Annotated in this window: 14 protein-coding genes; 8 read left to right on the top strand and 6 right to left on the bottom strand. The window is 66.9% G+C overall.

The features are described from left to right. The gene (locus tag ACH49N_RS09640) at positions 1-351 is read left to right on the top strand and encodes a hypothetical protein (RefSeq protein WP_358271541.1); all 351 of its coding nucleotides are present in this window, start codon (positions 1-3) and stop codon (positions 349-351) included. A gap of 59 nt (positions 352-410) precedes the next feature. Here ACH49N_RS09640 and ACH49N_RS09645 read toward each other — a convergent pair whose 3' ends face one another. Together ACH49N_RS09645 and ACH49N_RS09650 are read right to left on the bottom strand one after the other, a co-directional pair. After that, complete coding sequence (locus tag ACH49N_RS09645; RefSeq protein WP_358271539.1) at positions 411-1,376, bottom strand: pirin family protein; 966 nt, start codon at positions 1,374-1,376, stop codon at positions 411-413. A 155-nt stretch (positions 1,377-1,531) separates the two neighbouring features. Next, complete coding sequence (locus ACH49N_RS09650) at positions 1,532-1,939, bottom strand: DUF732 domain-containing protein (RefSeq protein ID WP_317745195.1); 408 nt, start codon at positions 1,937-1,939, stop codon at positions 1,532-1,534. Between the two features lie 260 nt (positions 1,940-2,199). Here ACH49N_RS09650 and ACH49N_RS09655 point away from each other — a divergent pair, with 260 nt between their 5' ends. Both ACH49N_RS09655 and ggt read left to right on the top strand, forming a co-directional pair. Further along, the gene (locus ACH49N_RS09655; protein WP_358271537.1) at positions 2,200-2,970 is read left to right on the top strand and encodes a putative protein N(5)-glutamine methyltransferase; all 771 of its coding nucleotides are present in this window, start codon (positions 2,200-2,202) and stop codon (positions 2,968-2,970) included. A gap of 86 nt (positions 2,971-3,056) precedes the next feature. Continuing rightward, the gene (gene ggt, locus ACH49N_RS09660; RefSeq protein ID WP_358271536.1) at positions 3,057-5,042 is read left to right on the top strand and encodes a gamma-glutamyltransferase; all 1,986 of its coding nucleotides are present in this window, start codon (positions 3,057-3,059) and stop codon (positions 5,040-5,042) included. A 6-nt stretch (positions 5,043-5,048) separates the two neighbouring features. Here the strand turns inward: ggt and ACH49N_RS09665 are convergent, their stop codons facing one another. Further along, positions 5,049-6,059: an LLM class flavin-dependent oxidoreductase gene (locus tag ACH49N_RS09665; protein ID WP_358271534.1), complete on the bottom strand. Its 1,011-nt coding sequence runs from the start codon at positions 6,057-6,059 to the stop codon at positions 5,049-5,051. 110 nt (positions 6,060-6,169) lie between these two features. On the opposite strand from ACH49N_RS09665, the gene ACH49N_RS09670 reads away from it, so the two are divergent. The 3 genes from ACH49N_RS09670 (at position 6,170) to ACH49N_RS09680 (ending at position 9,481) form a co-directional block, all read left to right on the top strand. Then, complete coding sequence (locus ACH49N_RS09670) at positions 6,170-6,361, top strand: hypothetical protein (protein ID WP_109326290.1); 192 nt, start codon at positions 6,170-6,172, stop codon at positions 6,359-6,361. Positions 6,362-6,371: 10 nt separating this feature from the next. Next, a complete protein-coding gene (locus ACH49N_RS09675; RefSeq protein WP_358271532.1) occupies positions 6,372-8,759 on the top strand; it encodes a glutamate--cysteine ligase in 2,388 nt (795 codons plus the stop codon). 422 nt (positions 8,760-9,181) lie between these two features. Then, entirely contained in the window at positions 9,182-9,481 is a 300-nt protein-coding gene (locus tag ACH49N_RS09680; RefSeq protein ID WP_358271531.1) for a DUF4193 domain-containing protein, read from the top strand. A 64-nt stretch (positions 9,482-9,545) separates the two neighbouring features. On the opposite strand, the gene ACH49N_RS09685 is transcribed toward ACH49N_RS09680, so the two are convergent. From ACH49N_RS09685 to ACH49N_RS09695, 3 genes are read right to left on the bottom strand one after another with little or no spacing between them, the layout of a single operon-like run. Continuing rightward, complete coding sequence (locus ACH49N_RS09685) at positions 9,546-10,541, bottom strand: crotonase/enoyl-CoA hydratase family protein (protein ID WP_397504496.1); 996 nt, start codon at positions 10,539-10,541, stop codon at positions 9,546-9,548. A 23-nt stretch (positions 10,542-10,564) separates the two neighbouring features. After that, on the bottom strand, positions 10,565-12,202 hold the full coding sequence (locus ACH49N_RS09690) for an acyl-CoA dehydrogenase family protein (RefSeq protein WP_358271528.1): 1,638 nt from the start codon (positions 12,200-12,202) through the stop codon (positions 10,565-10,567). Next, complete coding sequence (locus ACH49N_RS09695; RefSeq protein WP_159918938.1) at positions 12,199-12,810, bottom strand: TetR/AcrR family transcriptional regulator; 612 nt, start codon at positions 12,808-12,810, stop codon at positions 12,199-12,201. Before ACH49N_RS09695 ends, ACH49N_RS09690 begins: the two co-directional genes overlap by 4 nt. A gap of 79 nt (positions 12,811-12,889) precedes the next feature. On the opposite strand from ACH49N_RS09695, the gene ACH49N_RS09700 reads away from it, so the two are divergent. Both ACH49N_RS09700 and ACH49N_RS09705 read left to right on the top strand, forming a co-directional pair. Continuing rightward, positions 12,890-13,681, top strand: a complete 792-nt coding sequence (locus ACH49N_RS09700; RefSeq protein WP_358271526.1) for a crotonase/enoyl-CoA hydratase family protein — start codon at positions 12,890-12,892, stop codon at positions 13,679-13,681. Positions 13,682-13,834: 153 nt separating this feature from the next. Beyond that, positions 13,835-14,728, top strand: a complete 894-nt coding sequence (locus tag ACH49N_RS09705; protein WP_358272040.1) for a phosphatase PAP2 family protein — start codon at positions 13,835-13,837, stop codon at positions 14,726-14,728. Positions 14,729-14,750: the final 22 nt, after the last annotated feature.

The following is a 14,750-nucleotide window of genomic DNA, read 5'->3' on the forward strand; positions in this document are numbered from 1 at the left end:
ATGAACACTCAGGTCGAGGTGGCCCAGGCGTACCTGGATGCGCTGGTCAGTCACGATGGGAACGCGGTGCCCTTCGATCCCCGGGCCGTCCGCTACGAGGCGGGAATCAAGACGGCGTTCTCCGGAAACCATCTGCGGCGCAGTCTCTCCCGAGGTCCGCAGTTCCGTCTGATCCGCGCCGTTCGTGAGGTGGCGTGGTCGGTGGCCGGGGACGACGTCACAGCCGATTATCTTTTGGACGCCGGACTGTTCGGCCGAACCTTCGTGACCGTGCGGGTGATCGAGACCTTCCGCATACCGCAGAACGATCTCCGAATCCGCCGCATCGACGCGAAGATCCGGCGTCACTGAAGACTGGTGAACACCGCAGTCCGGCGTTCACCTGCCTCGATCGCCGCGACGGGCCGGAACTAGCCCAGCGTCTCGTGCGCCGCGGGAATGGATCCCAGGCGACCGGCCTGGAAGTCCTCGAACGCCTGCATTACCTCGGCCTTCGTGTTCATCACGAACGGTCCGGCCATAGCCACCGGCTCGCGGATCGGCTTGCCGCCGAGGACGAACACCTCCAGCGAGGAGGTACGCGAGTCCTGGGTGTCTGCCGCGGCGATGGTGAGGGTGTCGCCGCGTCCGAAGACGGCGGTCTGCCCCATCCGGAACGGCCTGCGCTCCGAACCGACCAGACCCTCACCGGCGAGGACGTACGCAAGGGCGTTGAATTCCGGATTCCACGGCAGCGTCAGGCTCGCCCCGGGGGCAACGGTCGCGTGAACCAGGCTGATCGGGGTGTATGTCGAGCCCGGGCCGGAGTGTCCGTCCACCTCGCCCGCGATGACCCGCACCAGGGCGCCGCCGTCGGGGGAGGACAGCAGGGCCACCTTCTGCCCGGTGATGTCCTGGTAGCGGGGTGCGGCCATCTTGTTGTCGCGGGGCAGGTTCACCCACAATTGGACGCCGTGGAATAGCCCACCGCTCATGACCAGGTGCTCGGGCGGGGTCTCGATGTGGAGGATGCCTCCACCGGCCGTCATCCATTGCGTGTCGCCGCCGCCGATGGTGCCGCCGCCGCCGTTGGAGTCCTGGTGCTCCATGATTCCGTCGATCATGTAGGTCACGGTCTCGAACCCGCGATGCGGGTGCCACGGCGTTCCCTTCGGCTCGCCGGGCGCGTAGTTCACCTCGCCCATCTGGTCCATGTGGATGAACGGGTCGAGCGCGGCCAGATCGATGCCGGCGAAGGCGCGGCGAACGGGGAAGCCCTCGCCCTCGTACCCGACCGGAGCCGTGGTCAGGGAGCGGACCGGCCGGTCGACGGCGCTTGGGGCAGGGGCGTCGATACGCGGCAGGGCAAGGATGTTGTCGACAGTCACGGCAGGCATCGGATATCTCCTCGAACTCGTGTAATTGATTCTTCAACTACCTTACGAGGTGTAACACCGGAGCTGTGCAGGTATTCCCGCTTAGGCGGCTCCGCCGCCCGTGCGCCTTTCTGGTAGCTGGAGCAACCAGAAAGGCGCACGGGCGCGAAGCGCCCTCAGTTGAGGACGCCCTCGTGGTCGGGGCAGTACCGGGTGATCGCACCGATGATGTAGTAGTAGACGCCGTCGGCGGTGAGCATGGGCGTCCACTCCTCGCGCACCCGGTCGAGGGGTTTGCCGGCGTCGAGGGCGGTGCAGATTTCGCCGGCCTGGTGCACCGCGGTCTCGTCGTTGGTGACGTTCTGGTTCATCGACCTCAGGTAGGTCAGGTAATCGGCGGCGGTGGCGGGGTCGTCGGCGACTGCGAAGATGCGCTTCCCCGGTGCGGAGGCGGCGGTGGTCCTGGCAGCGGCGGAGGTCGTGCTCGACTCCGGTGCCGCGGAATCGGCGCTGTCCCCACCGCAGGCGGCCAGGAATGTCGCGGAGCAGAGGGTGAGGGCGGTCAGAGCAAGAGTGCGGCGCATGTGGTGACGGAGTCCTTTCGAGGCTGGTGCGGCGACGATCGTATCGCCCGTGCGGCGAGGGCACGCGGTGTGTGTTCGCGGCGTTCGCCTGTTCGCCCGGGTGCCCGGCAGGTAGTGTTGCCCTCTCCAGTTGGAGTGGTTCGAGGAGGTGAGACCCGTGTTCGTCAGTTCAGTCCGGGTGCTCTCACCCCGCGACCGCGCGGTGGTGCCGACCTAAGGTGGCCGAGAGAGCGCCCATCGGCAATCCGAAAGGCACTCTCATGTCAGTTTCCGTCGAAGATGCTCTCGTTCATCAATTGCGCTCTGCCGGCTGCGTTTTCGCCGAAGATGAAGCACGGTTGATCCTCGCGGCCGCGAGTGATCGGACGAACCTCGAGTCGATGGTCCAGCGGCGCGTTTCCGGTGTGCCACTGGAACACGTGCTCGGCTGGGCAGAGTTCTGCGGTCTGCGAATAGCGGTCGACGCCGAGGTTTTCGTGCCTCGCCGGCGTACCGAATTCCTCGTCGACCGGGCGGCGGCTTTGATGCGTGAAGGCGCTGTCGTGGTCGACCTGTGCTGTGGGTCGGGAGCGGTCGGGGTTGCGCTCGCCGCCCTTGTCGACTCCCCCGAGTTGTTTGCGGTCGATATCGACCCTGCCGCGGTCCGCTGCGCTCGTCGTAACATGCCCGCGGAGCGCGTATTCGAGGGCGACCTCTACGACCCGTTGCCTGCTTCCTTGCGCGGACAGGTCCATGTTCTGGTGGCCAACGCCCCATATGTGCCGACCGAGGCGATTCGGTTGATGCCCCCCGAGGCGCGACTGCACGAGCCGCGTGTGTCACTCGACGGTGGTGCCGACGGCCTGCACATTCAGCGGCGAGTGGCGGCCGGGGCGCAGCACTGGCTCGCCCCCGGCGGTCACCTCCTGATCGAAACAAGTGAGAGCCAGGCAACGCGGACAGTCCAGGCCTTCACCGACGCGGGGTTGAGCGCGCGAGTCGAGTCCTCCGCCGAGCTCGGCGCCACCGTCGTCGTCGGAACGCGGGCGTGAGCGCCTCGACACAATGCTGGACCGACCTCGCGGGGCGCAGCTGCGTTCTGCTCTCCCGAGGCCGGAGTTTTCGTTAGGGTCTCGAGATGGGTCGTGGCACAGGAGTCGGCATCGGAATCCGGGCAACGCTGGCGGCAGCACTCTGCGCCGGCATGGTGGCGGCGTGTTCGTCGGACGAGGCGCCACCGAGCGACCCCGCGGCCACCTGTGCCGATGTTCCCAACGGCACGACGGCCGCAGCGCCGCCCGCCGGGCAAGCTCCGCCGCCGGCAGGCACGCCGCCGACCACTCAGAACCTCGCGACCAATCCGGAGATCGCGACGGTCTACCGCTCCGGGATGGTGCCCGTCGACACCGCGTCGTATGCGGTGTCGACCGCCAACCCGATTTCGACACAAGCGGCTTGCGACGTTCTGCGCGAAGGGGGAACCGCGGCCGACGCGTTGATCGTCGCGCAAACGGTGCTCGGCATCGTCGAACCGCAGTCGTCGGGAATCGGTGGTGGTGCTTTCCTCCTCTACTACGACGCGGAGAAGAACAGTGTCGAGGCGTACGACGGACGCGAGGTCGCACCGATGGCGGCGACGGAGAATTATCTCCGCTGGATCAGCGACACGGACCGCACCGAACCGAAGCCCGACGCGCGTGCGAGTGGACGGTCGATCGGAGTGCCCGGCGTCGTCCGGATGCTCGAGTTGGCACATCGCGAACATGGCAGAAATGAGTGGCGGGAATTGTTCGATCCCGCAGTCTTCCTCTCGGATCAGGGTTTCGAGATCAGCCCCCGCATGGCCGGGCAGATCGCCGCGTCGGCTCCCGACCTGGCAATCGACGAGGCGTCGAAGGCGTACTTTCTGAACCCGGACGGCAGCCCCAAGGCGGCGGGCACCAAGCTGACCAATCCCGCGATGGCCAAAACGCTCGGGGCCATCGCTTCGGGCGGAGCCGATGCCTTCTACACCGGCGCGATCGCCCAGAGCATCGTCGACTCCACGGCGACGACCTCGGGAGGACGGACCCCGGGGCAGATCACGCTCGACGACCTCGCGAACTACCAGGCGAAGAAGCGCACGGCCCTGTGTACGCCGTACCGTGACCACGAAGTCTGCGGTATGCCGAACCCGTCGTCCGGGGGAACGGCGGTGGCGGCGACCCTCGGCATTCTGGAGAACTTCGACCTGTCCGCCGTGGGGCCGACGAACCTCGACGCCAATGGTGGAAAACCGACCGCGGAGGCCGTGCATCTCATCGCCGAGGCGGAGCGGTTGGCGTATGCGGACCGGGACAAGTACGTGGCCGACTCGGATTTCGTTCCGCTGCCCGGTAATTCGGTGGACACCCTGCTGAACGACGACTACCTGAAGCAACGTGCCGACCTCATCGATCCCGGCAAGAGCATGGGCACCGCGAAGCCGGGTGACTTCGGTCCGGTGCCGCTCGGGGTGCAGCCGCAGGACAAGGAGCACGGGACCAGTCATATTTCGATCGCGGACAAGTACGGCAACGTCGCGTCGATGACCACCACGGTGGAGTCGGCGTTCGGAGCTTTCCACATGACCGAAGGTTTCGTGCTCAACAACCAGCTCACCGATTTCTCGGCGCAGCCCGTCGGACCGGATGGTACGCCGCTGGCCAACCGGGTGGAGCCGGGGAAGCGGCCCCGCAGTTCGATGGCCCCGACACTGGTCTTCGGTCTCGGCGAGGACGGCGCGCGAGGTGACCTCGAATTCGTGACGGGCTCACCCGGTGGCTCGGTCATCATCCAGTTCGTCGTGAAAACACTGGTGGGCATGCTCGATTGGGGTATGAACCCGCAGCAGGCTGTCTCGGGCGTCGACTTCGGCGCCGCCAACACCCCGGTGACCGGGGTGGGCGGTGAACATCCGAACATCAATGCTGCCCGGGACGGCGCCGATGACCCGCTGATCGCCCAGTTGCGGGCGATGGGCCACCAGGTCTCGGTTGCTCCGCAGTCGAGCGGGCTCAGTGCACTGCAACGCGTCGACTCCGGGTGGGTCGGCGGCGCCGATCCCCGACGCGAGGGTGCAGTGATGGGTGACGGTACCGGCTAGCTCACGTCACGCCTGTTCGACGAGTGGCGCAACTTTGGTGCCGAGGAGTTCAATGGCGCGCATCACCTTGTCGTGCGGCAACGGCCCGACGCTGGGGTGCAGCATGAACCGCTCGATGCCGAGGGTCTCGCGCATGTCGACGATCTTCTCCGCCACCTGCTCGGGGTTCCCGAGGACCAGTGAGCCGCCGGGGCCCTGCATGGCGTCGAAGGACTGGCGATCCATCGGCGCCCACCCGCGTTCGCGACCGAGTCCGGTCATGGTCGCAGCATAGGACGGGTAGAAGTCGTCGGCGGCTTGCTCGGCCGTGTCGGCGATATAACCGTGGGCGTGGACGGCGATCGGCTGCGATTCGTGACCGCCCTCCGAGACAGCACGCCTGTGGAGGTCGGCGAGCGGGGCAAAGCGTGCCGGCCGGCCTCCGATGATCGCGAGCGCCATCGGGAGACCGAGCAGCCCGGCACGGACCACGGACTCCGGGTTGCCGCCGACTCCGACCCACACAGGCAGGGGACGCTCGGGCCTCGGGTACACCGGCTGATCGGTCAAGGCCGGCCGGAATCGTCCTGACCACGACACCGATTCGGAGTCGCGGAGTGCGAGGAGCAGCCCGAGCTTCTCGACGAACAGGTCGTCGTAGTCGGCGAGGTCGTACCCGAACAAGGGGAACGATTCGGTGAAGGATCCGCGACCGGCCATTACCTCGGCGCGACCGTCGGAGATGAGGTCGAGGGTGGCGAACTCCTCGAACACCCGCACCGGGTCATCGGAGCTGAGCACGGTGACCGCGCTGGTCAACGCGATGCGGGAAGTTTTCGCTGCTGCGGCGGCGAGTACGACGGCGGGCGCGGACGCGGCGAAGTCGGCTCGGTGATGCTCCCCGACGCCGTAGACGTCGAGACCGACCTGCTCGGCGAGCACAACCTCCTCGAGCAGGTTCTTCAGGCGCTGCCGTGGTGAGACGGTTCCGGTCTCACCGGGGCCGACCTCGGCGAATGTCGTCAACCCGAGTTCCATGGCTGCACTCCTTCTAGATAGTTGAACTATCAATCAGTGTGGTAACGGTGGAAGCCTGCCGGATATTCCGACGTTGGTTCGGATCGGCGCGCTCGGGGAATACCGAAACCATGGCGACTTATCGAGTAATCGACCCCAAAGGTGACGTGGTAGAGACCCGAGAAATCGACGCAGCCGACGACGCGCACGCGTGGTTCGTCGATGTCCGTGCCGACAACAGCGAACTCGGGTGGCGGATGGAAGTCGAGCACGACGGCGAATGGTCGTTCTTCGATGACACCGAGGGCGTATCGAAGCAGTAGAGACACCACCGTGCTCGCCAGCAGCCCAAGGAAATTGGGCGTCGAGGAAGAATTTCACCTCATCGACTTGAAGACCCGGCGCCTGACGACCCGTGCGCCGGAACTGCTGGCGCGACTGCCCGACGACGCCTACGTCGACGAGCTGCAGCGGTGTGTGGTGGAGGTCAACAGTGGTGTGTTCACCGACCTCGCCGACCTCAGGTCCGACCTGGCCTGGCACCGCTCGCTGCTCGTCGACGCGGCCGAGGGGCTCGGCGTCGGGGTGGCGGCCGCCGGATCGATGCCACTCGCCCTTCCGACGGAGATGCAGGTGACAGGGTCACTGCGCTACCAGCGCATGCTGGCCGACTATCAGATGCTCGCCCGCGAACAACTGATTTGCGGCACCCAGGTGCATGTCGATGTGCCCGACCGGGACGAGGCCGTCCAGGTGGCCAACCGCATCGCTCCCTACCTGCCGGTTTTCCTGGCGCTCAGTGTGAGTTCCCCGTTCCGGGCCGACGGTTCGGACACCGGTTACGCGAGCGCGCGGACCCTGCTGTGGTTGCGGTGGCCGAGTACCGGTCCGGCGGCGCCCGTCTCCTCGGCCGCCGAGTACGACACCCTGATCGACGACCTGGTGTCGAGCGGCGTGATCAGCGACCCCGGCATGGCGTACTTCGACATCCGTCCCTCGGCCAAGCTTCCGACGCTGGAACTGCGGGTGTGTGACAGCTGCCCGCGACTCGACACAGTCATCCTTGTTGCGGCCCTCTTCCGCGCCCTCGTCGAACGGGAGGTCCAAGGTCTGCGGGCCGGCGACAAGGGTCTGAAGATCGTCTCGACGATGACTCGGGCGGCGCTCTGGCGGGCTGCGCGTTCCGGTCTGGAAGCGGACTTGGTAGACGTCACGGTTCCACGCTCGCGGCCCGCTGCGGACATCGTCGAGGACTTCGTGCGCTCCTTGAGGCCCCAGCTCGAGGAGACAGGTGACTGGGACACCGTCCTCGAACTGTCTACCGCCGCCCTCGCGACGGGTAGCTCGGCTGCGCGTCAGCGTCAAGCATTCCAACGACGGAATCGGTTGACCGACGTCGTCGACCAGCTTCTCGCCGAGACGGCCGACCGGGTGTCACCGCTTCCCGAGGGCGAAACCCTGGTGCCGAGCGTGCACGCGGGACGCTCGCACTCGAGCGTGGCGACCCGCCCGCGGAGGCACTGGGCCGCGCGATTCGCCCGGCGTGACAGCGAATCCGAGCTGACCTGGACCGGGTCGGGAGAACTCGACGGACAGCAGCTGCTCGCGTGGCGTAGAGATCTCCACGCCCATCCCGAGCTGTCGTTCGAGGAGCGACGAACCACTCGGGTCGTGCGCGATCACCTCGAGAGTCTCGGTGTGGAGCCCGTCCTCATGCCCGGTGGAACCGGACTGTGGTGCGATATCGGACCCGAGACGGAACACTGCATCGCCCTGCGCGCCGATCTGGATGCCTTGCCGATTACCGAGGCGACCGGTCTCGAATTCCAATCCACGGTGCCCGGGGTTTCACACGCCTGCGGCCACGACGCGCACACCGCAATGCTGATGGGCGCCGCCGCCGTCCTCGTCAAGTACCCACCGACGTGCCGTGTGCGATTGATCTTCCAGCCGGGGGAGGAAACCACACCAGGCGGTTCGGTCGACACGATCGCCGCCGGCGCACTGGAGGGTGTCTCCAAGATCTACGCCCTGCACTGCGACCCCAACCTCGAAGTCGGGAAGCTCGCCACCCGGAGCGGTCCCATCACCTCGTCGAACGCATCGGTGACCGTGCGCCTCTGGTCGCAGGGTGGACACACCGCGCGCCCGCACCTGACGGGCGATCTCATCCACGCCGGTGCGGTACTCATCACCGGGCTGGCCTCTGTGCTCGACCGCCGCATCGACGCCCGTACAGCGACGGTCCTCACCTGGGGGAAGGTGTCCGCCGGTCAGGTGGGCAATTCCGTGCCGGAGTCGGGGGAACTCGTCGGGACCCTCCGCAGTGCGTCCCACGAAACCTGGGCCAACCTCGAGCCCCTGGTCACCGACACGATCGGGGAACTACTCGCCCCCTACCACGTGCGCTACGAGCTCTCCTACCTGCAGGGCGTGCCACCCGTGGTCAACGACCCCGACTGCACGGCGGATCTACGGGAAGCGATCGAGTCCGTGGTCGGGTTCGATCACCTCGCGGAAGCCGAGCAGTCGAGCGGCGGGGAGGACTTCGCGTGGTACCTCGAGCAGGTGCCCGGTGCGATGGCCCGCCTCGGCGTCTGGGACGGCGTCGGCGAACGTCAGGAACTGCACCAGCCCGGTTTCCGGCTCGACGAACGCGCGATGATGCACGGTTTGCGCACGCTGGTGGCGCTGACACGGCTCGGCGATCAGACCGAGTGAGACCTACATCTGCGGCGGGTACGGCGGCATCGGGTCGGGTGGTTGGGGTCCTGGCGGTTGCGGTCCGGGTTCGGGTGGCCGCTCGGGTTCGGGCGGACGTTCCGGTCCGGGCTCCGGCGGGAACGGATGAGGCGGCGTCGGAGTGGGCGGTATCGGCGGCTGCGGTTCCGGCTCGGGAGGTTCGGGCCCCGGTGGCACCGGTCCCGGCTCGCGGTTCAGGGGCTCGTCACGGTGGCTCGTCATCGCCTCGATCACTTTCCTGTCGGCTGATTGAGGAGTACCCCGATCGGGCATACCACAAGCGGCATGACATAGACCGGTGGTTGGGGAACAAAATCGGGATCCGGTGCGTTGTCTAGCAACCATGCCCCGCAAGCGCGGGAATGTCCGGCAGGGGAGACCCGAGCCGAAGGGAGGAAGTCATGGCAACCGACTACGACGCACCACGGGTTACCGTCGACGACGAACTCGCGGAGGACTCGCTCGAAGAACTGAAGACGAGAAGGAACGAGTCGCAATCTTCCGTCGTCGATGTGGAAGAGACCGACACGGCGGAGTCCTTCGAACTGCCCGGCGCAGACTTGTCCGGTGAGGAACTCACGGTACGGGTCGTTCCGAAACGGGCCGACGAATTCACCTGTAGTAGCTGCTTCCTGGTGCACCATCGTTCCCGACTCGCCTCGGACGAGGGTGGCCAGCTGATCTGCCGCGACTGCGCGTGAGACAGGTGAGTGCCGAAGTGCCGTACTTCGGCACTCACGTCCGTCGTTCGCGCGGGCACAGCGCCTACGGCTGATCGAACTGTCGCCGCTTGTGGTCACCGAACGGTTCGTCCCGTTCCCGAACGGCCTCGCGGAATCCCGCGGTGGCCGAACGCAACTGAAACGCGTATCCCTCACGGGTGTGCCGGGAGACGCCGTCGAACACGGTGCTGATCATGCCCGAATTGGCCACCCCCTGGGCGAGGAGAGCGCTGTTCAAGGCGAGCTTGACCATCATCAGCTGATTGATCGGCATCTGAGCGATCCGGCCGATGAGGTCCTCGGTGCGCTGGTCCAATTCCTCGGCGGGCGCAGACTCCACCGCCAGCCCCCACTCGGCTGCCTGCTTTCCGCTCAGGCAATCACCGGTCAGCAGTAATCGCTTGGCCCGTTGATCGCCGAGGCGGTGCGCCCACATCCCGGCGGCAGGCACCCCCCACACCCTGGTCGGGGGGTAGCCGATCTTCGTGTCGTCGGCCGCGATGATCTGGTCGCAGTAGAGGGCGATGTCGGTGCCGCCCGCCACGCAGAAGCCGTGCAATTTCGCGACGGTCGGTTTGTTCGAATGCAGCAGACTCGCGAACCCACGATTGAAACGGCTCATCATCGCGTAATCCGCCATCGGATCCCAGTGGCCGAACGGATTGTGATTGCGCGCCTGCACCATCGGATCGAGCACCGTGCCGGTGGTCCTGTCCGGTCCGTCTCCCGGATTGCCGCCGCTCTCGGCGAACACTCCGAGGTCGTATCCGCCGCAGAACCCCTTCCCTCGTCCCGACAGCAGGATGACGTGGACGCGGGGATCGAGGTCGGCCCGTTCGACGGTAGCGGCGAGCTCGAGCGGGGTGTCCGCGGTGATGGCATTGCCGTGCTCCGGCCGGTTGAAGGTGATCCGCGCAATCCGCCCGGTCACCTCGTAGGTGAGTGTGCGGTACTCGGTGTGTTCCTCGGCCTGTTCCCGGTCCGCGAACAGCGAATCGGCTCCCTCGTCCCAGCCTTCCCGCCACGCGCCGGGACGCATGCCGGCGTGGTTCTCGTAGTCGGTCACGACCCCACCTTGGGGGTGGCGCGGTCGATGATCGCCGCGGTGTCGATGCCCGTCGGGAGTGTCCCGAACACGGTGCCCCAGTCTCCGGACAACCTGCTGACGCAGAAGGCGTCGGCCACCGCCGGATGTCCGTGGCGGACGAGGAGTGAACCCTGCAGGGCGAGTGCCATGTCGCCGACGACCCGGCGGGCGCGGTGCTCGAGGCTGTCGAGGTCGCCGAAGCTCGACTTCAGCTCGGCGACCGCGGTATCGAGCCGGGAATCGACTCCGGCAGTGGAGTCGAGTTCGTCGAAGAACACCTGCAGCGACTCCGGTTGTTTCGCCATCGCCCGTAGGGTGTCGAGGGCGGCGACGTTGCCGGAGCCCTCCCACACCGACAACAGGGGCGCCTCCCGATAGAGCCGCGGCATCCGCGACTCCTCGACGTAACCGTTGCCGCCGAGGCATTCCAGGGCTTCCGCCGCATGGATCGGCCCGCGTTTGCAGACGAAGTATTTGCTCACCGACAGGGAAATCCGGCGCAGCATCGTCGCCTGTTCGTCACCGGCCGTCGCGCGGTCGGTGAGTGCGGCCAGCCACAGTGCGACCGTGGTGGACGCCTCCGACTCCACCGCCAGGTCGGCGAGCACATTTCGCATCAGGGGCTGATCGACCAGGTGGGCGCCGAACGCGCTGCGGTGCACGGCGTGGTGCGCTGCCTGCACTGTGCCGACCCGCATGCCGGTGGCAGTCCCGATCGTGCAGTCGAGGCGGGTCATGTTGACCATCTCGATGATGGTCCGAACACCACGGCCTTCCTCACCGACGAGCCACGCCACGGCCTCGTCGTACTCCACCTCACTACTCGCGTTCGAGTGGTTGCCGAGCTTGTCCTTGAGGCGCTGCAGGTGCATTCGGTTCCGGCCACCGTCCGGGAGGACGCGGGGAAGCAGGAAACACGACAGTCCGCCCGGGGCCTGCGCGAGGACCAGGAACAGGTCGGACATCGGCGCGGAGGTGAACCACTTGTGCCCGGTCAGCAGGTAGCTGCCGTCGGACTGTGGCACCGCGCGGGTGGTGCCCGCGCGGACGTCGGAGCCGCCCTGCTTCTCCGTCATCGACATTCCGGCGATCAGCCCGGCCTTGGTGAGGGGCGGACGCAACACCGGGTCGTAGACGCGGGAGGTGAGCAGGGGTTCGTATCGTGCGGCGAGTTCGGGGTTGTGACGCAACGCGGGAACGACGGCGTAGGTCATGGAGATCGGGCAGCCGTGCCCGGCGTCGACCTGTCCCCATACCGCCATCTTCGCCGCTCTGATCAGGTGAGCATGCGGATTCGGATCCGTCCACGGACTGCCGTGTAACCCCATCTCGACTGCGGTGGTCATCAGCCGGTGATACGACGGGTCGTACTCCACCTCGTCGATGCGGTGACCGTAACGATCGTGCGTCCGCAGCACGGGTGGGTGCGCTTCGGCGAGGTCGCCCCACCGCTGGGCTTCCTCGCTGCCCGCCACCCGCCCGAGGTCGTGCAGTTCCTCGAGCGCGTCGTGTGCGCCCTCCCGTTGCAGCGCTTCGAGTATCGGCGGGTAGTAGGCCGCGTCGAAGTCGGTGAGGGGTGGCACCTGATTGAAAACCTCATGCGTGGCGGTCATGTCGGGCTCCCGAGAGATCGAAGGGTGAAGGTGAGCAGGGCGGGGATGATGGCGGAGTCGCCGGCTCCGCGGGCCAGCGGCAGGATCAAGGCCTCACCGATGGCCCCGACGATGCAGGCTGCGGTCACCGACGCATCCTGATCCGGGATTTCCCCGGCCTCGACGGCGGCAGCGATGGCGACTGCCAGCGCATCGCGGAACGATTCACGGAACAGCAGCCGCTCCGTGTCCACCTGGGGGTCGACGGGTTCGACGAGCAGTGCGTAGGCGAGTGTCGGTGCGCGCAGGGCGCGTTCGGCGAAGGTGTGCACAGAGGCCGACACGGCTGCGACATAGCGCCCTTCGGTGGATTGCGCGGAGTTGCCGGCCTGGACCGCAGCGCTCACCTCGCGGCTGCACACGATCCGGAAGACCTCGGCGAACAGTTCGCCCTTGTTCGCGAAGTGGCGGTAGACGGTGCCGGTGCCCACTCCTGCCTCGGCTGCGACGGCCGAGATGGAGCACCCTGCGTAGCCGTGCCGGGCGATCAACCCGAGTGCGGAGTCGATCAGGGTGGTACGGAGAGCGTCCAGTCTTTCCTGAACGGCAGGAGTGCGCCGATAGGCCATATCGAAGAAGTGAACACCCGTTCCGTTCTTCCGTCAAGGGTGCTAACGTCGGCCGGACCAGCGAGGAAAGGCGCATCCGATGGCTTCCGACGTGGTACTCGTCCGACGGGACGGCCCGGTCACGACGATCAGTCTCAATCGGCCGGAAGTGCGCAACGCGGTAGACAGGCCCACCGCCGAGGCACTCGCCGACGCCTTCCGCGAGTTCGACCGCGACGAAGACGCCTCCGTCGCAGTTCTGAACGGTGAGGGCGGGACGTTCTGCGCAGGGGCAGACCTGAAGTCGATCAGCGCAGGCCGGGGGAACCGGGTCGCCCCGGACGGTGACGCCCCGATGGGGGTGTCCCGCATGAGGCTGTCCAAGCCCGTCGTCGCCGCGGTCGAGGGTCATGCGGTGGCCGGTGGACTGGAATTGGCACTGTGGGCCGACCTGCGGGTCGCCGACGAGAACGCGATCTTCGGGGTCTACTGCCGTCGTTGGGGTGTCCCTCTGATCGACGGGGGGACCGTTCGCCTCCCGCGGCTCATCGGTGAGAGTCGCGCGATGGATCTGATTCTCACCGGCCGTTCCGTCGACGCCGACGAAGCCCTCCTGATCGGGCTGATCAACCGGAAGGTCCCGGCCGGTGACGCGCTTTCGGCGGCGCAGCAACTCGCCGCCGACATCGCTGCCTTCCCGCAGGTGTGCATGCGGCAAGACCGGCTGTCGGTCCTCGAACAGCACGGCCTTTCCGAGGAGATCGCGCTCCTGGCGGAACTACGCCACGGCGCAACCTCGTTGGCGAACGGAACAGTCGAGGGTGCGTCGCGGTTCGCCGCCGGCGCGGGGCGGCACGGATCGTTCGACACGCCCGAGGCGGATCGCTCCTGACCGAGCCCGGTGACGATGACAGGTGCGTAGCATCGATTAACCGGGCTCGAAGGTGGGGTGCACGTGAACGACTGGGTAAAGGAGCAGTTCTTCCGGGCCGCACCGACCGAGGCCGTGGAAACGTCGCGGCGCCGGATCCGACTGCGGCAGGTGGTGTGGTTCTCGTACCTGTCGGCGCTGGTGCTGGTGATCTGGTTCGTCGGATTGCCCACCGATCGTCTCTATCAGGCCGCCTGGATCATCGCCGGGCTGATTGCCTTCACCATCGACCGCAGCTGGCGTGAACACCTGAAGGTACTGACGGATTGGCTCCCGCTCATCGCCGCGCTGGTGGTGTACGACCTCAGCCGGGGAGTCGCCGACGAACTCGGAATGCCCATCCGCGTCACGGAACTGGTCACCGCGGAGAGCTGGCTGTTCGGCGGCGCGATCCCGACGGTCTGGTTGCAGGACCAGCTACTCGGGCCGCACGGTGTGCCGCCGTGGTGGACTCTGCTCACCGGCATCGTCTACACCAGTCATTTCCTCGTGCCGTGGCTGGTCGCGGCAGTCTTCTACGCGTACTCCCGGCCGATCTGGGCGAAATACATGAGGCGGGTGCTGGTGCTCTCGTACCTCGGGTTGACAACCTACATCCTGCTGCCGGCCGCGCCGCCGTGGTTTGCGGCCGAGGTGGGCGCGATCGATGATCCGGTGGGCCGGGTCGCCGGCTTCGGATTCGGCATCGTCCCGCTGGACGTGAGCACGCGGTGGCTGGAGGCACAAGGCAATCCGGTGGCGGCAATGCCCTCGCTGCACGCCGGTTTCGCTTTCCTGGTCGCGATCGCGTTGTGGCCGCTCGCCACCAGGTGGTGGCTGCGTATTCCACTCGTGCTGTACCCACTGGCGATGGCGTTCGCGCTCGTCTACGGCGGCGAACACTATGTGGTGGATGTGCTCGCCGGCTGGGCCTGCGTCGGACTCGCCATCGTCCTGTGCAGGATGTGGGAGGGGCGGGCCGGACTGCGCGGGGAAGGGGAACGCACGGACGTCTCCCTCGCTGCGTGACCACCGTAGGAAACCGGCACGC

The organism is Rhodococcus sp. NPDC019647, assembly GCF_044389235.1.
Lineage (GTDB): Bacteria > Actinomycetota > Actinomycetes > Mycobacteriales > Mycobacteriaceae > Rhodococcus_F > Rhodococcus_F oxybenzonivorans.